The 18,440-nt window shown below is 37.9% G+C and carries 13 protein-coding genes; 12 read left to right on the top strand and 1 reads right to left on the bottom strand.

Annotated features, from left to right (window positions below; translation table 11 throughout):
• Positions 1–153 precede the first annotated feature (153 nt).
• The 3 genes from AC3ISE_RS12985 (at position 154) to AC3ISE_RS12975 (ending at position 2,910) form a co-directional block, all read left to right on the top strand.
• On the top strand, positions 154–816 hold the full coding sequence (locus AC3ISE_RS12985) for a C40 family peptidase (RefSeq protein ID WP_489221310.1): 663 nt from the start codon (positions 154–156) through the stop codon (positions 814–816).
• Between the two features lie 260 nt (positions 817–1,076).
• On the top strand, positions 1,077–1,748 hold the full coding sequence (locus AC3ISE_RS12980; protein WP_489221309.1) for an HAD hydrolase-like protein: 672 nt from the start codon (positions 1,077–1,079) through the stop codon (positions 1,746–1,748).
• Between the two features lie 394 nt (positions 1,749–2,142).
• On the top strand, positions 2,143–2,910 hold the full coding sequence (locus tag AC3ISE_RS12975; RefSeq protein WP_489221308.1) for a TerC family protein: 768 nt from the start codon (positions 2,143–2,145) through the stop codon (positions 2,908–2,910).
• A gap of 120 nt (positions 2,911–3,030) precedes the next feature.
• Here AC3ISE_RS12975 and AC3ISE_RS12970 read toward each other — a convergent pair whose 3' ends face one another.
• The gene (locus tag AC3ISE_RS12970; protein ID WP_489221307.1) at positions 3,031–5,400 is read right to left on the bottom strand and encodes a glycoside hydrolase family 10-like protein; all 2,370 of its coding nucleotides are present in this window, start codon (positions 5,398–5,400) and stop codon (positions 3,031–3,033) included.
• 503 nt (positions 5,401–5,903) lie between these two features.
• On the opposite strand from AC3ISE_RS12970, the gene AC3ISE_RS12965 reads away from it, so the two are divergent.
• The 9 genes from AC3ISE_RS12965 (at position 5,904) to AC3ISE_RS12925 (ending at position 18,064) form a co-directional block, all read left to right on the top strand.
• Positions 5,904–7,232 carry an ABC transporter substrate-binding protein gene (locus AC3ISE_RS12965; RefSeq protein ID WP_489221306.1) on the top strand — a complete coding sequence of 443 codons (1,329 nt, stop codon included), beginning with the start codon at positions 5,904–5,906 and terminating at the stop codon, positions 7,230–7,232.
• Positions 7,233–7,297: 65 nt separating this feature from the next.
• A complete protein-coding gene (locus tag AC3ISE_RS12960) occupies positions 7,298–8,239 on the top strand; it encodes a carbohydrate ABC transporter permease (protein WP_133310966.1) in 942 nt (313 codons plus the stop codon).
• A 19-nt stretch (positions 8,240–8,258) separates the two neighbouring features.
• On the top strand, positions 8,259–9,083 hold the full coding sequence (locus tag AC3ISE_RS12955; RefSeq protein ID WP_489221305.1) for a carbohydrate ABC transporter permease: 825 nt from the start codon (positions 8,259–8,261) through the stop codon (positions 9,081–9,083).
• Positions 9,084–9,140: 57 nt separating this feature from the next.
• The gene (locus AC3ISE_RS12950; RefSeq protein ID WP_309194029.1) at positions 9,141–10,493 is read left to right on the top strand and encodes an FAD-dependent oxidoreductase; all 1,353 of its coding nucleotides are present in this window, start codon (positions 9,141–9,143) and stop codon (positions 10,491–10,493) included.
• Positions 10,494–10,496: 3 nt separating this feature from the next.
• Complete coding sequence (locus AC3ISE_RS12945) at positions 10,497–13,046, top strand: glycoside hydrolase family 38 N-terminal domain-containing protein (protein ID WP_489221304.1); 2,550 nt, start codon at positions 10,497–10,499, stop codon at positions 13,044–13,046.
• A 42-nt stretch (positions 13,047–13,088) separates the two neighbouring features.
• Positions 13,089–14,768, top strand: a complete 1,680-nt coding sequence (locus AC3ISE_RS12940; RefSeq protein ID WP_489221303.1) for an ROK family protein — start codon at positions 13,089–13,091, stop codon at positions 14,766–14,768.
• 79 nt (positions 14,769–14,847) lie between these two features.
• Positions 14,848–15,810, top strand: a complete 963-nt coding sequence (locus tag AC3ISE_RS12935; protein ID WP_489221302.1) for an acetylxylan esterase — start codon at positions 14,848–14,850, stop codon at positions 15,808–15,810.
• A gap of 38 nt (positions 15,811–15,848) precedes the next feature.
• Positions 15,849–17,360: a DUF4127 family protein gene (locus AC3ISE_RS12930; RefSeq protein WP_489221301.1), complete on the top strand. Its 1,512-nt coding sequence runs from the start codon at positions 15,849–15,851 to the stop codon at positions 17,358–17,360.
• Between the two features lie 17 nt (positions 17,361–17,377).
• On the top strand, positions 17,378–18,064 hold the full coding sequence (locus tag AC3ISE_RS12925; RefSeq protein WP_489221300.1) for an N-acetylmannosamine-6-phosphate 2-epimerase: 687 nt from the start codon (positions 17,378–17,380) through the stop codon (positions 18,062–18,064).
• Positions 18,065–18,440 lie beyond the last annotated feature (376 nt).

Raw genomic sequence — 18,440 nt, 5'->3', positions numbered from 1 at the left:
CGCTTAATTATAGTTCCAAAAATAGCGAATGCTGTATAATCTGAACATATTTTGTACTATTTTGTAAAATAAATGAAATATAAATCAAACATTGCTGTTACATAACAATGATAGTATTAAGAAAATAGTAATTTAGTAATACGGGGGTAAAAAATGAAAAAACTAATTGCATCGTTTGTCTTAACAGGCGCGTTATTAAGCAGTCCAATTGTTGGCAGTGCTGCACTGGGAGATCAAACGTTAAAAAGCGGGATGTCACATTCGGATGTAAAACAATTGCAACAAACATTGAAAAACAAGGGTTACTTTACTAATAAATCAACAACTACATATTTTGGTCCTATTACAAAAAACGCAGTTATGAAGTTCCAAAAAGCCAAAGGATTAAAAGCAGATGGAATTGCAGGCAAAAATACATTTAAAGCTCTAGGGAAACAAGCAAGTAAGCCAACTGTACAGAATAAGGCCAATATCTCAACTACTGCAAAAAAATATTTAAACGTACCCTATAAATGGGGCGGAATGTCTCCAAAAGGGTTTGATTGCAGCGGTTACTTAAATTATGTTGTAAAAGAAAGCACAGGTAAAAAGCTTCCTAGAACAGTAGCTGATATTTATAAGCAGGGAGTAAAAGTTTCATCGCCCAAGGCAGGAGATTTAGTATTCTTTGAGACATATAAGACAGGCGCTTCTCATGCAGGTATATATATAGGGAATAATCAATTCATTCATAGTTCTTCCTCTAAAGGTGTAACTATTACTTCAATGAACAATTCCTATTGGTCTGACAGATACTTAGGAGCTAAAAAATATTAATAGTTTTATCGCAATTGAATTAAATTCCCTTAAATGCTAATCATCAATTTGATGGTTAGCATTTTTGTATCTATCTTAAACATTGTGCGCTTTCTCTTTCTAGCAAAAGTAAAAAACTACTCCCTATTGTTAGCCTTTTCTCCGACACTATTAAATGAGAAAATAAAGGAACAATTCTATCATTTGTTCAGAATATAAAGAGTTAAGAATTAGTGATTATGAATTTAATACAATTAAGATTAAGAGCAGGAGTGTGTGTGATGTCTTCAGCCGTTATTTTTGACATGGATGGAACCCTTTTTCAGACAGACAAAATCCTGGAATGGTCGCTTAATGAAACATTCCAGCTGTTAAGGGATCAAAAGAAATGGAATAAAGAAACACCGATTGAAGTGTACAGAAAGATTATGGGAGTGCCGCTTCCGGTGGTCTGGGAAACCCTATTGCCGCATCATACTCTGGAAGAGAGAATGCTTGCCAATGAGGATTTTCATGAACAGCTGATCCTTGCAATTGAAGCTGGCAGAGGCGTTCTGTATCCTAACGTTCAAACGCTTTTCCAAAACCTGAAATCTGATCATCATCATCTTTTTATCGCAAGTAATGGACAAACAGAGTATTTGGAGGCTATTGTCCGGCATTATGGACTACAAGAATGGATTACGGAAACCTTCAGCATTCAGCAGATTCAGTCACAAAACAAGTCTGATTTAGTTAAACTTATTGCTGAAAAGCATCAAATTAAAGAGGGTTTCGTTGTGGGTGACAGACTCTCAGACATAATGGCTGCAAAAGATAATCAATTCGTTTCAATAGGGTGTAAGTTTGATTTTGCTCAGGAAGAAGAATTAGCCCACGCTGATTATGTTGTGGAAGAATTGCTTGAAGTTCATGCTATAACAAGGCATATGACTGTGCGTGTATTAGACTGATGAAATGATGTATTTTTAAACATGTACAGATTATAGAAATCTTCCTTCAAAAGGTACAAGCATGAAATAAAGGTAGCCAAAGAGGCAGCTATTCATCAAAACGTGCTGTATACCCTGATTCCTTGCTTTGGACGGTATTCAAGACGGACGAAAGCTGAATTAAGAAAGTGTGACTTTGTTGAATAAAAGCTCAGAAATGATGAATTTAACGGGGCTGAGTTGTCAGGAATCATTTATCCACGTCTATGTGCATGAAGTTGTCCGGTTTCAAATAGAGGAAGAGAATTACCATCAAAGTCATAAAAGGGTATTTTCGATAGAATTATCAATGCCAAAATAGGATATTCTAATATTAGTGTACCTACATATTGGTTTTAAATGGGGGGATAAGTTGATGGACTCACTATGGATAGAGTATGCATGGGCATTGTTAATTCTAATTGGATTAGAAGGATTGTTATCAGCTGACAATGCTCTTGTCCTAGCAGTTATAGCCAAGCATTTACCCGAAAATGAGAAAAGAAAAGCTATAAATTATGGTATCATTATGGCTTTCATTTTTCGGTTTGCTGCGCTTTTTGCCATTTCTTTTATTGCAAACGTCTGGCAGATACAGGCGATAGGAGCAGCTTATCTTCTTTACTTAGGCTTAAAGCATGTTATTCAGGCTCGTTTCGGGAAAAAGAATGAGAACATTCATAAGGACACTGAAAACGAAGCCGCTGGAAAAGGTTTCTGGCCGACAGTAGGGAAGATTGCGCTTGCTGACCTCGCTTTTGCAGTCGATTCAATACTAGCTGCGGTCGCTATTGCCCTTGGACTTCCAGATTCACCGCTTGGCGACTTCGGCGGTATGGATGGAGGGCAGTTTATTGTTGTAGTTCTCGGCGGTATTGCTGGTCTAATCTTGATTAAGTTTGCAGCAACGTGGTTTGTGCAACTTCTTGCAAAACGACCAGCATTGGAGACAACAGCATATGCCATTGTTGCTTGGGTCGGTGTCAAACTTGCTGTCATTACCCTTGCCCATGAGGATATTGGTGTCTTAGATCATGATTTTCCCCATAGTACTGCATGGACTCTGATTTTCTATGGAATATTAATCGGTATTGCCCTAATTGGTTGGTTTGGCGGGAAAAAAGTTGTTTCAGATAAAACCTAGGTAACAAACCCTTCCATTTCAAACCAATGGACTTTTTTTGTATGAAAAAACACCGCTAATAGCGGTGCTTTTTAGTGTCTAATCCTAATGTTATTTCCGGTGCTAAACTGTATATCCTGGTTACTTTTTTTGATGATTTAAAGAATAATCAACCCATCCCTTTACTTCTGCAAGTTGTTCTTTCATCCTTTCGCCAACAATACTCTCGAGCCTGTTTTTCTCTATTAAGTTATCAACTTCCTGTAGAACAGAATTAATTTCTTTTTCCATTTGAGTCGGATTTCTTTTAAGTATGTTATTTAATTCATTAATGGACTGTTTTAGGTCCTTTCCTTCTTTCTTATAAATGGCCCCTTGTTCAATATAAATTTCACTGATTTGTGTTTCTATTTCTCTTAATACGGCATAAGAAGCCTTAATAGGTTCTTCTCCAGGATTCACTGCTTTTTCACGCCATGGGCCCTTGCCTAAAGCATCCACTGAAGGGGCACTTGCCTGCCCAAAAGCAAACATGTTTACGCCAGATGTTCCATGTTTTGCGGATATAACATCGTTAACACTTGCCATTTCACTAAGGTGATGGTAGAAGGAATAAATCCCTGTATAGTACATTGTTCCATCAGGCATAAGCTTTTTGCTGTCTTGAACTGTTTTTTGTATACTATTAAAATCGTGACCATATGCTTGAGGAATTACTCCATCTATATCGTCTTTCCAGTCACTGATCAACACGGCTTCTGGACCTGGTTCTGGAGTTGCTGTCATCATAAACTTTACGTTAATTGCTTTTGATTGGTCATGTAGTTTCTCTACGAACTCATTTTCTTTTACACGAATCCAAGTTGTCCATTTTTCCCATTCTTCCGGGGTTGTTGATGGATTTAGGGTATAAGGATCAATACCAGTCTCTTCCTTATAAAGAGTTCGAGTTTTGCTGCTAAAACCATAGCTTTTCTCAAAGTCATGATGCGGATAGCGCATATAATCGATATTAAGTCCTTTTATGCCGTAGTTCATCTGCATTTCTTTGTAGATATCCAACATGAATTTTTGTACGTCAGGCTGTGCAATGTCTAACCAATAATATTTGCTTGATGAATCCGGAACTGGTTTGCCTGTTGTGTTTTGGCGCTGCGTGGCTGCCCATTCCGGGTAGATTTTAAATTGCGAAGGAGTTCCTAAACTGCTTTCACCAACCATAAATCCATCTGTCCATGCTTGCACCGTAAGTCCGCGCTTTTTTCCTTCTTTTACATATGCATCCAGCAAATCTTTACCATACGGTCCGTACTCACCATTTTCAAATCTTGGATGTTGGGCTGGCAGGCCATACTGCTCCATTATTTTACTTGGATAAATTGTATAGCCATGGAATGTAGTTTCAAGGTAGACCGAATTAAAACCAGCCTCTTCCATCCTGTCCAGGACTTGTTTGACACCCTCGAGATTTGTTTCTTCAGGGCGATACCAAATGGCACGTTGCTCTGCTACGTGTGATGGCAATGAATAATAATAAGCGTCATATGCCAGCTGGGTTGCCTGCCGGGTGACATCAAGTGCTAGAACCGGATCTTTTTCCTTTAATGCCTCTGCTTCATTTAATCGTTTTTGAGCCTTGTATATGGAAATTTCAGCTTGTTCCAATGATACGTCTAAATAATTAGCTTTGGCTTTCTCTATCGATGTTCTGGCTTGGTGAATTGCTTGCTCGCCCTGATATGCAAAACTATCAACATCTTGAATAATTCTTACCGTACCTTCTCCATCTACTGTAACCTTTGCCCCTATAATAGAATGTGAGGAAAGCCACTTAGCAGCTATTCCATGACCACTCACCACATAACCATTTTCCGGAATTTGAGATCCGCCGCCTCCCAATTTTGTAACAAATCCATCCTCAACGGTAATTTCATAACCATATGCATTGGTTTTAGTCGTTTCTCCAAAAGAACGATTATATACAATCAACTGATCGGGTCCTCTAAAGCCATCAAACGGGGCACCAGCTGGATTAGATTCTGCTGTAGGATTAATTGCGTTAGCCAATTTCTCTTCCTTCTTTTCAACTGGTTCTAATAAGGTCACTGTTTCTCCAGTTTCTAATTGCATTAAAAAGGTTTCAACCTCAGCTGTAGTCTTAGCTCCTGTAGAAAGAACAATGCCATTTAGAGGAATCGGACTGTCACCATCGGTATGTTTTTGAACCTGATATGTATTAAGTCCAATTTTATCTAAAATAATCTCTTTACTGCCTTTCTTAGTTTCTGTGTAATAGCTGAAAGTGTCATTAAAAAGGACTAACTTGTTTTCATTTGCTAGTTGGTTGATTCCACCTACGGTCATGTGATCACCTGATTGATCCTTAACGGTTAGAACATCAACTGATATGCTGTTTTCTTTGACAGAAGCTTTACCTACCATACCAAAAGAAGATAATACTAGGGTTGAAGCGAGGATTGAGCTGCTAATTACTCTCATCTTTTTTTGCATACTTTGTTCTCCTTTTCAATTAATGTACTTGTTTCATTGAGACACTGACTTAAAAGTGATCACTAGTTAAAACTCTGCAAAGCTTCACCTAAATTAATACAATTTTCAGAAAACGTTTTCAAAAACACTATAAACGTATTTATCATTTTCCACAACCATTTTTAAATTAATTTTTAAAATGATATAAATTTTGAAAATTATTTTCATTATTATTTCAGCGTTAAGAAATAGTGATGTTAATACGTTTATAGCCTTATGATGTAAACATCTTTATAGATTAAACTAATGTCAATTTATTTAATGGTACTGATATAAAGAGAATAAAAGCAGAATCAGCTCATTCTGAATGGATATATCAAATATAAAAAGAAGTAAAATGAAAATAATTTTCATAAATAAATTAAAAACAAAAATAATTTCAATAATTCTTGTAATACGATGATAGCCCTAGTATTATAAAAATTAGAAAACGCTTACCAATAGTTTCAAAGGGGGATGAAGTAATGGGAAAACGAACAAAAAGGTTAATAGCCGGCACGATGGCAACAGCTCTTTCAGTGAGCATAATGGCAGCATGCAGTAAGGAAGAGGCAAACAGCTCGAAAGCATCAAATTCTGGAGAGTTATCAGGGGAAGTAACACTTTGGACTGCATCTTTAGCAGGAGAACCATTTGATACATATTTTGACAAACTAGAGAAAAACTTTGAAAAACTGCATCCTGATGTAGATGTTGTCATTGAAGACATTCCACAAAATGAAATGGAACAAAAGGTACTGACATCCCTTACAGGCAGTGATGTACCTGATGTGGTTAACTTAAATCCACACTATATGTCCAATATCGCAGCACAGGGTGGACTATTAGACTTAACAGATATGGTGAGTGACGAAACGAAAAACTCTTTTGTAGAAGGGCCATACAAGTCTGGTATATATGAAGATAAATTGTATGCAATGCCTTGGTATTTAACAACAACCGTATCTTGGTATAATGGTGATCATTTCGAACAAGCAGGTGTCAGTGAGTTGCCTACTACTACTGAGGGCATATACAATACTGCAAAAGCTGTAACAGAAAAGACAGGTAAGCCTTCCTACTATCCAGTAATCAATGACGGAAACACTATTATGGAGAAAATGGTCTCCTTATCAAACGGAGAACCACTTGTAAAAGACGGAAAGGCAGCTTTTGAAACGAATAAAGACATCCTTGATTATTTCACATTTACTCAGAAGATGTATAAGGAAGGTATCATTCCTCAGGAGACAGCAGAAGGATCATTAAAAACGGGTCAGGAATTGTTTATGGCTGGAAACACTTCTTTCTTGGAAGGCGGAGTTACTTTCTTGGGACCAATAGAATCGGGTGCTCCTGATATATATAAAGCTTCTAAGGCAGGTCAGCCTTTAGAATCATCAGAAGCTCCAGTAAACGTTGCCGTTATGAACTTTGCAGTACCAGCAAAAACAAAAAACAAAGAAGCAGCTGTTGCACTTGCTGAATTTGTAACAAATGCAGAGAATCAACTAGAATTTGCGAAGACAGCAGGAACAGTATTACCTGCTACAAAGGAATCTTTGGAAGATGACTACTTCAAAAATCCTGGAGATTCGCCAAAGGCACTGGGGATGTTAGAGGCCTCTAAATCTTTAGAGCGTGCAGAGGTATTGATTCCCCCAACAGAGAACAGTGCTGAATTACGTGAATCCACAAAGAATATTTTTGTTAAGAACCTACAAGGGAAGCTGACACCTGAGGAAGCAGTAAAGCAACTCTCATCAGAGTGGAACAAAGCATTTGAAAAATCAGGTGAGAAAGTGACATTCTAATGAATGGAAAAGAGGATAGCTTGAACCAAAAGCTATCCTCTATTTTTTTGAATGGAGAGAGGCACATGAGCAGGGGACCTGTTGTACTACCGAATTCAAAAGTGAAAGTTACGATGAAAAAGAAACATAGATTAAGTATGCGAAATGTAACACCTTGGCTGTTTTTACTACCATCCATATTGATTTTGGGTACATTTCTCATCATCCCAATCCTAGAAGCTTTTCAATGGAGTTTACTAGACTATAAAATCATTGCGGGTACGGGTGAATTTGTTGGCTTAAGTAACTTTAAAGAGATATTTACAGACCAGGATTTTTGGATGTCCGTATTAAATACGTTCATTTTTTTAATTATCGTGTTGCCATTGAATGTCTTTTTACCAATGATCTTAGCAGTACTAGTGAACCAAAAGATCAGAGGTGTGTCTACTTTCCGCATCCTCTATTATCTGCCAGTTATCACACCAATGGTTGTGGCTGCATTAATGTGGAAAATGCTGTACTCTCAAAGCGGATTAATATCAGAATTACTGGTCAAACTTGGCCTTTTTGATTCTCCTACCAATTTGCTCGTTCAATCATCCACAGCCTTATTTGCAGTTGCCATGATTACTGTTTGGAAAGGGCTCGGTTATTATATGATCATTTATTTGGCTGGACTGCAGTCAATTCCAAAGGATGTCTATGAGTCATCCAGCATTGACGGTGCTTCATTATTCCAGCAGTTCAGGAACATTACAGTTCCCATGTTGGCGCCTTCTGTAACATTGGTTTCTGTCATGACAATTATTGCCGGCATGAAAGTGTTTGAAGAAATTGCCTTAACAACAGGGGGCGGACCTTCTGGTGCTACGACTACACTTGTTATGTATATTTACGACAAGTTTATGAATCTGGATGTCAGTATCGCTTCTGCAGCAGGTTTAGTACTTTTGCTCCTCGCTATTGGAGCATCTTTACTTCAAATGAAGTTATCCAGTAAGCGCGAAGATGATTTGCGAGCATAAACAGATAGGGGAGAACATAATGAAATCGAAGCAGATCAGTCAAAAATTGTGGCTCTATGCTTTAATGATCCTGATTACAATACTCACTGTGGGACCATTTTTAGTTACCCTGTTCATGGCACTAAAATCAGCAAGTGAAGGGATCTACAGCAGCTTGCTTCCAGCCAGTCCTACTTTTACTAATTTTGTAACAGCTTTTGACAAAGCGAATTTCGGCACATATTTCTTAAATACCGCGGTGGTTACAGCGATTGCCATACCTTTAAATTTATTGTTTTGCAGTTTAGCCGCGTATCCGTTGGCACGTATGGATTTCAAAGGGAGAAGTGTTGTTTTGGCGTTAATCATTTCAACGATGATGGTTCCTTTTCAGCTGTACATGGCACCTCTGTTCCAACTAGCTGGCGAGCTTGGCTTACAAAATACGCATCTAGGATTAGTCGTCATGCAAGTATCAACGGCATTTGGCATCTTCTTAATGCGTCAAGCCTTTTTAAGAATTCCAAAAGAGCTTGAAGAATCAGCGTATCTTGATGGGGCAAATAAACTTAAAGTATGGTACCTAGTGGCGTTGCCACTTGTGAAACCAACACTTGTAACACTTGCCATCTTCACTTTCATGGGTACATGGGGTGACTATTTATGGCCTTTGTTAAACTCAACAGAAAGCAGCATGTATACATTGTCGATAGGGTTAGCCCAGCTCTCTCAAAATTTTGATGGTTCTAATTTGAAATTAATCAGTGCAGCGTCCATTCTAACGACCATTCCTACACTGCTCATTTTTATATGGCTGCAAAAGTATTTTATTTCCGGTGCAACAGACGGTGCTGTAAAAGGTTAATCAGATTGATAGGTAAGCTGTTTAAAAGAAAACCACGGGACCAAGAGGTGGATGATAATGAGTACAGTCTCTTTTTTCGGTCGGAGAATACCGATTATTTTAGATGCTGATTGTGTTGTAGTAGGCGGAGGAACAGGCGGAGCAGCTACTGCAATTGCTGCTTTAGAAGAAGGCATTAAAACACTTGTTATAGAGAAAACGATTTCTTTAGGGGGCACTCAAACAAATGCATTGGTTTCTCCTATGATGCCGACCTATGTTAAAGGACAGCGTGTGAATCACTTAATCATTGAACGCCTGCACAGGGAACAAATCGAAACAAATGACGGGACGACGACATGCAGCTGGTTCAACGTTGAAACATTAAGCTATGTATTAGAGCAGCTCATTATCGAGCGTGGCGGACATATTTTATATGATGCTAATTATGTAGATTGTATAAAAGATGAGAGTCGAATCACTCATATTATCGTAAATACGTGCAACGGGTTAGCAGCCATCGAAGGAAAAACATTTGTTGATGCGACAGCTGATGCCGTCCTTTCAAGAACGGCCGGTGTTCGGGTAGAATCCGGAAACAAAGACGGTGAAAACCAGCAAATATCGTTTCGATTCGAGATGGGTGGTATCGATATAACAGCTTTACGTGAATTTATCCTGTCGCAAAATGAAACGTTTTGTACAATTAAAAATCCTGCGTTCTTTGAGATTGCTATGGTGCCAGGAAAAGGTCATGTACTAGAATCACTTTTTCAAAAAGGACTGGAAAATGGCGATTTAGCAGAAGAAGATTTACGTTATTTCCAGGCATTTACACAACCTGGAAAACCAAGTGTCATGTCCTTTAATTGCCCGCATATTCCCGGCATAAATCACACAACTGACCCAGTTCTTCGTTCTAAAGCGGTCATAAAGGGACGAGAAATGATACGAAGATTAGCTAACTTCCTGCCTAAATACGTTCCAGGATTTAACCATTCTTATCTTTTAAAGGAAGCAACGCAGCTCGGCATTCGCGAATCGTACCGAATTGTTGGGCAGTATGTATTAACAGAAAATGACTATGTTGCTCGTGCACGATTTGATGACGGGATTGCACGTGGGGATTGGTATATTGATGTACATAGCGTAAGCAAAGAAAATATTGAAGAAGCCAGATTGTCCCGGGGTGAATTTTATGAGATTCCATACAGGTCACTGATTACGCATGAAGTGAGTAACATGATTGTTGTCGGACGTCATATTTCAAGTACATTTCTGATGCAAGCGTCATTGCGTATCCAGCCGACGGTAAGGGATATGGCCCAAGCTGCGGGAATTGCCTGTTCATATTCAATTAAACATAAGATAGACCTAAATAAAATTGATGGTTCCCATTTTAAGCAACGGTTGGCTTCAATGGAGGAATAATTTATGAACAACATTAAAGAAGTACATGTATTAAATCATACTCACTGGGATCGTGAATGGTATGAAACATTCGAGGAATTCCGTTATAAATTACGAAACGGACTTCGTTTTGTCCAGAAATTACTGGATACAGGAGAACTTGATAATTTTTTCCTTGATGGACAGACAATTGTATTAGAGGACTATCAAGAGATTGTGAGTAAAGAGGAATATGAGCGGCTCGTGACTTTTATTAAGGAAGGGAAGATAGAAGTTGGACCATGGTATTTACTGGCCGATGAGTTTCTCGTTTCTGGTGAATCAATTCTAAAAAACTTAGAAATTGGCATCAATAAAGCGAAAGCCTATGGATCTGCCTATAATATTGGCTACTTGCCTGACACATTTGGACATAATAGTCAAATGCCTCAAATTTTTCAAGGATACAATATAGGCTCCGCTATTGTCTGGCGAGGAGCAGTTTCAAATACATTTGAAAATATGTGGGAAGGTGCAGATGGAAGTAAAGTGTTTACATTCGTTCTTCCGCTATTTGAAGGGTACTATCAGACTTTTTTAAAACACGATGATTATGTAGAGAAGACAAAAACGTATTTAGAGAGCAATTCTCCCTATCTAAAGTATGGAAATGCTCTTGTCATGAACGGAGCAGATCACACGTTTACTTGCTCAGGGTTAGATAAACGAATTGAGGAACTGAATGCCCAATTTAATAATATTACATTTAAGCAATCGTTAATGTCCCATTATGTCCTGCAATTTACTGGAAAAGAACCACCAGAAAGTATAGTAGGGGAGCAACGTGATTCTTCCAAAATTTTTATTTTACCTGGTGTATATTCAACGCGAACTTATCTTAAAAATCAAAATCAAATGTGTGAAGATCAAGCCATAGGTACGATGGAAGCACTAAACGCTTGGACAAATGGGAATACAAATTCAGAGGAATTTATTGAGTATGTCTGGAAACTCATTTTACAAAACCAGCCACATGATAGTATTTGTGGCTGCAGTGTGGATGCAGTTCATCATGAAATGGAAACGAGAACACAAAAAGCATTGAGTGCCATCCAACAATTTTCAAAAGACACATTAGATAAAGAGTATCCCTTTGAATACCTGGATGATAAGAAAGAAAACCTTTATCTATACCTAATAAATAACACACCCCTTAAAGGTCTGTATCCTGTAACGACTCAGATTCGCATTCCAGCAGCCCTTGATTTAGGCGGGATAAAGCTCGTTTGCAATAATGAAGAAATAACGCTTGATGTAGTAAGAAAAGAAAAGCGCGAAGAATTTTTACGACATATTTTAGCTGAACCTTATTATGCTGAATACGCAGTCTATGACGTCTCGTTCACTTTGCCTTTTGATGGAGTCGAGACAAAAAGGATCCGGATTGACCGAGTGAAGACTGAAGCCAAAGTAATAAAAAGTGTTAATGGAGCGTGTATCCAAAATGAATTTTATAAAATACAATGTGATGGACAAGGATTAATCATTACGGATATAAAATTGAATACGTTCTACCCAAAGCAGCACCTATTTTTCTCTTCGTTAGACGCAGGAGATACGTATAACTACTCCCCTCCAGTGAATGATCAATATAGCTTTGCGGTATTAAAAGATGCTACCGATGTTGTAAAAGGAAGAACATTTCAATCCATGACGTTACATTATGATATGAAGCTGCCAGCTTCTTTGAATGAAGATCGATCGGGTCCAAGCAGTAAATACGTTGTAAATAAGATAACGACAACAATAACACTTCATCACGGAAGACGGCTTATTTCATTTAAAACCAAAATTCATAATCATGCAAAGGATCAAAAGCTTCGAATTGGATTTGCAACACCTGAAGCGAGTATAAGCTATGGGGATACAGCTTTTGATTTAATAAAACGGGAAACAATCAGAGAAAAGATTTGGGATGTCCCTAGAAATAAGGAAGCACTCATGAATCAATACCCAACATATTCGACTGTCATTACAGAAAATCATCAACTTGTGCATCGGGGCTTACAAGAATATGAAGTAGACCATTTGAGAGGAAATGATTATCTTTGCCTAACGATGGTCAGAAGTGTCGGGTGGTTATCAAGACGGGATTTGCGGACTCGCGGCAACGGTGCAGGACCTGGTTTTGAAACGCCGGGAGCGCAGTGTCTAGGGACATACGAATTTGAATATGGCTTAGTGTTGGGGAAAGAACATCAATCATTAAATCATGCTAAGGTGATGCGTCAGCAAATTCTATGTCAGCAGTCTTATCTTTTGAAAGATGAGCAGAAGTTGTTTAAACAATCTTCATCAACTATTGTATTTTCATCATTCACTCAGAAAGAAAAGAATTCATTTGATATTCGAATGTTCAATCCATCTTCGGAACAACAAAGTACGCAATTAGATCTTGGATTTGAACCAACTAACATATATGAAGTGAATTTTTCCGGGGAGCTCCAGGAGGAATACACTGCAGCATCACATACAACTATTTCTTTTAAGCCTAAACAAATAAAAACGATTCGCGTGAAAAGGAAAGAGCAGTAAAGCGTATAAGAGTGCTCATTCCTGGAAATGAAGGTGAAATTAATGAGGAAATTTTTAGCATTTGATATTGGGGGAACAGTCCTCAAATATGGTGTGCTAACTGAAGAAGGAACATTTATCGAAAAGCATGAATGCCCGGCAGAAGCACATCTGGGCGGGCCTGCCATTGTAGAGAAGGTCAAAGCCTTCGGCAAAAAACTAATGAAAGAACATAAGATCAGCGGTGTCTGCATCAGCTCTGCGGGGCAAGTTGATTCCAATAAAGGTGTTATTTTATATGCCTCTTCTTTTATTCCAAATTACACGGGTACTCCATTAAAGAATGAGTTAGAAACCTTTTTTCAATTACCGGTTGAGGTGGAGAATGATGTAAACTGCGCTGGGTTGGCAGAGTCTTGGATTGGAACCGGCAAGGATGCAAAAAGTTTATTCTGTCTTACAGTTGGCACCGGTATCGGCGGCAGTTATATCATAGACAATAAATTACAAACTGGGCACAGCTTTAGTGCAGGGGAAATCGGTTACATTCCAGTTGAAGGAAGCCAATTTCAAGAATTAGCGTCTACAAGGATTTTAGTGAGAAATGTTGCGAAACGCAAAGGAATTACTGAAAGTGAAATCAATGGAAAAGAAATTTTTGAACTTGCCCAGAAAGATGATGAGATTTGCATTCAAGAAATTAATCGTCTTGTTTACTATCTTTCCAAAGGAATTTCAACGATTGCTTATATGATGAATCCAGAAATGATTATTATTGGTGGTGGGATTACAGCACAAAAAGAGTATCTTTATCCGCTGATTATGAAACAGCTGCAAAAAGACATTATGCCTGCTGTATTAGACAAAGTGAAAATTGAAATTGCGAGAAATCTTAATAACGCCGGTATGATTGGGGCTCTTCGGCATTTTTTGCTCCAAGAATCGTTACAGCCTCTAAAAAGTATAACAACGATTATCGAATCAAATACGCATAAGTTAACAAAGAGAGAAAAAACAATTGCAAAGTTTATCATCTTAAATTTAGAAAGCGTCCCAAATAAAACAATTTCAGAAATGTCACGACAATTAAATTTATCAGAGGCAACAATTACACGATTTTGTAAAAAACTTGAGTTCGGATCTTATAATCAGCTGCGATTACTGGCTAAAGAATCTATTGTGAGCACTCGATTATACGAACAAAAAGAAACCACAAGCCTAACTTCTGTAAAACTAGCCTATATGAGCATGTTAAATAAGTTTGATACGCTGAATGAGGTAGAAGATATTCTTTTATTTAAAAATCAATTAGTTTCAGCTAAGAAAATCTATTTATACGGCGCAGGTGAAATGTCACTAGTTGCTAACCAACTAAAATATAAGCTTATGAAACTTGGTATGGCAGCTGACGCATTTTCAGACCACTATCAAATGGAAATGTCTACGCATTTACTCAGCCGGGAAACAGTAGTAGTCGGTCTAAGCACATCCGGATATGCTTCGGATATCGTCCACATGATGGAAACAGCCAAAACGTGCGGATCGGCAACAATAGGGATTACGAGTCAACAAGATTCTCCCTTATCCCAGGCTTCTGATATTCATCTACTTGTTCCAACGGCTGATGAGATACAAAATTACAGCAGTTCAGCCAGTGAAGTTTGTGCATTTTACCTATTAGATGTCCTTTTAAATGAAATTCAAAGCAACGATAAAGGTATAAGTAAAAAAAGTATTATGTAATAGAGTGAGTAACCGTGCCGCAGGTATGAAGTGTTTTGGAAACGATGTATTCAGCTCTCCTAAAATTGGAGGAATCCCAGTGAATCTCTTTGATTTGCCGCTTGAGCAGCTGCAAACGTATCAGCCTAAACAAACGAAGAAAAAAGATTTTGAAGTGTTCTGGAATAATCGGATAAAGGAAAGTAAACTCCAGGGATTAGATATCGTTATAGAAGATCGTATGTATTATGTCCCTGGTGTCGAGTTGTACGATGTAACCTTTAATGGATTTAGAAACTCACGTATTCATGCCATGTATTTAAAACCGGATAAAGAGGCTAATCCAAATACACCTGCAGCTGTTATCTTTCATGGATACAACTGGAATAATCTGCAGCCGAACTATGCATTCAAATATTTAATTCAAGGTATTCCGGTTCTGTTAGTCGAGGTCCGAGGTCAAAATGTTAACTCACCAGATCATAATCATTATAAAAACGGAGGTTCCTCAGGATGGATGACCCTAGGAATTACAGATCCTGATAACTATTATTATAGCTATGTGTATATGGATTGTTACAGAAGTGTTGATGTCTTAAGAGAAATTTCGGGAAAGATTGATGTCATTGCAGAGGGCGGAAGTCAAGGTGGTGCTCTTGCAGTTTCAACTGCTGCCTTACAGGACGGTATTTCGGCTGCTCTTGTTGATATTCCTTTTCTTACTCATTTTAAGCGATCTATTGAACTTGCCACAGAAGGGCCTTATAACGAAATTTATCACTATTTTAAACTGCATGATCCTTTACAAAAAAACCGATCTGCTGTTTTTGACACGTTAAGCTATGTGGATTGTATGAATTTAGCCAGTCATATCTCATGCCCTTCTTTAGTAGGAGTAGGCTTGGAAGATAATGTTTGCCCGCCTTCCAGTGGATTTGCCTTATACCATCATTTAGGCGGCCAAAAACAAATTCAAGTATATCCTGAATTTGCACACGGGCTATCATCTGTTCACGAAGAAAAAAAACTTCAATTTATTTCTTCTATATACAAATGGTCATAAAAGGAATAAGAGAAATATGCTTGAAGAGGAGCAACCGAATGAAAATTGCATACTTACCTATCGATGAGCGACCATGCAATATTGATTACATCAAAAGGATTGCACGGTCTTCGTCAGATATTGAATTGATGCTGCCATATGATGAATTACTCGGAGCAAAAAAAACAGCAGCCGATACTAATGCTCTTTGGAACTGGCTAAACCAGGCTGCAAGGACAGCTGATGCTATTATCTTAAGCATCGATATGCTGGTGTATGGCGGGTTATTGCCATCAAGGCTGCATTATTTGTCAAAAGACACAGTAACAATGTGTGTAGAGCGACTGCGTACATTTCATAAAACGTATCCTGGCGTTCCAATCTATGCTTCGAATTTAATTATGCGGACACCCAAATATAGTTCAAGTGATGAGGAACCAGATTATTATGAACAGTGGGGAAGCGAAATTTTCTTACGTGCTTACTTACTAGATAAGCAAGACCGTGAGACGTTAAATAATGAAGAACAAATGCAATTACAGGAAATTGAATCAAAATTGCCAGAGGAATACATACATGACTATGAAACTAGGCGATTGTTTAACTCCCTGATAAACATCAAGATGCTGAAGCTTGTCAATGAAGGAGTGATAAAGTTCTTATCGATTCCCCAGGATGACAGTGCAGAGTATGGTTACACGGCAAAGGACCAAAAGTTAGTTGCAGAAAAACGGGAACAACTTCGCTTGCATAGACAGGTTTATATGTATCCAGGAGCAGACGAGGTAGGAGCAACTTTATTAGCACGCGTCTATAACGATTTCAAAGGGATGCGGCCTAAAATTTATCCAATCTGGAGCAGCACACTTGGACCACAAGTAATTCCAATGTACGAGGACCGGCCTTATGCTGAAAGTTTAAAGTCTCACGTGTCAGCGGCTGGCTGTCAGTTGGTATCCAATGCTGAAGATGCTGATTTGATTCTTGCCTATAATACACCAGGGCGAATCATGCAAGAATCATGGGACCAGCATAATAAAGATATTACCTATACAAGCTTCCGCAACATGTTAACTTTTGTAGACCAAATCAAAACCTTTGTAGATGCAGGGAAAAAAGTAATGATATCCGATGCAGCATATGCTAATGGCGGGGATCATGAATTAATCTTATTGTTAGATGAAGAACGCGTTCTTGACAGAATAGTTTCATATAAAGGGTGGAATACAAATTGCAATACGCTTGGTACAACGATTAGTCAGGGTGTTGTATCTCTAAATGGTAAGTCGGATATTCTTCAAAAAAATATCATTTATCATTTATTAGATGACTATTTTTATCAATCAGAAATCAGAATGGACATGGTTGCTGATTATCTGCCAACCCACAATCTTACCTACTTTGATTTGAAAAACAAAGCCTCTCTTGTAAACCGTGAAAGAGATAAAAGACTATATACACGATACAAAGAAATGATTTTATACAGTTTCAAAGAGATGGAACTTAAAGAAATTAAGACTCATTCACCATGGAATAGAATGTTTGAATGTGGAATGACGCTGCAGTTTTAAAAAAGGGAGGCAGAAGCATGTTAACAGCAATAAAATCTGGTCTGGTTGTATCTTGCCAGGCATTAGAAGATGAACCTTTGCATGGATCTGATATTATGAGCCGAATGGCAGTTGCTGCAAAAAGAGGGGGAGCAGTTGCTATTCGTGCTAATGGTGAAAATGATATACGCGCAATAAAAGAGAGTGTTAATCTACCAATCATAGGGATCATAAAACAGGATTACAAAGATTCAAATGTTTACATAACTCCAACTTTAAAAGAGGTAGAAGCATTGGTTGAACTTAATATAGGTTTGATTGCTGTAGATGCAACAAACCGAATACGTCCAGGTGGTGTGGATCTGCCCACCTTCATAAAGGAAATTAAAACCAAATTTCCAAACCAGCAATGGATGGCTGATTGTGCAACATTAGAGGAATGCATCATGGCTGAAAAATTAGGCTTTGACTGCGTTGGTACGACCATGCATGGCTATACTGAAGATACAGCAGGGATGAAATTACATTCAAATGATTTTAAGTTCTTAAAAGATGTAGTAAGTCATGTGAGTATTCCCGTTATTGCAGAAGGAAATGTCATTACCCCAGAGATGGCTAAAAAAGCTTTACGGTATGGGGCGCATACAGTAGTAGTTGGCGGAGCAATAACACGTCCTCAGCAAATAACAAGACATTTTGTTGATGTAATAGAATCCGTTAGATAAAGCTCAATTTAGTAAATATTAGGAAAAATCCATATCATTTAACGTTCTGGATGCAATAGGAATACACGGTCATATTAGTGTTAAAATTAGTCAAGTAGAGCCGCCGAAATTATTTCGGCGGCTCTTGCTCTGGCATATTAATTTTCTGAGTTGACATTCAATAATCAGGATTAATAGTGAGGACAACGCTTTAAAAGTATCTTTGTAGGTCAAATATTTGAAATTTTTTTAGAAAAAATTCAAAGAAAATGAAGCTAATTTAATTCCAAGCCCCCTAAGTATTGTTGGAGACCAATAAATTGAAGAATTACTATGCGAAAAGTATTTTAAAAAATATATAGGAGCATAAAAAATAAAATATTATGATTATTTAAAA

It is taken from the genome of Metabacillus sp. KH_069 (genome assembly GCF_057838075.1).
Note: the sequence above shows the minus strand (reverse complement) of the source record. Positions and strands in the feature narration are given on the sequence as shown.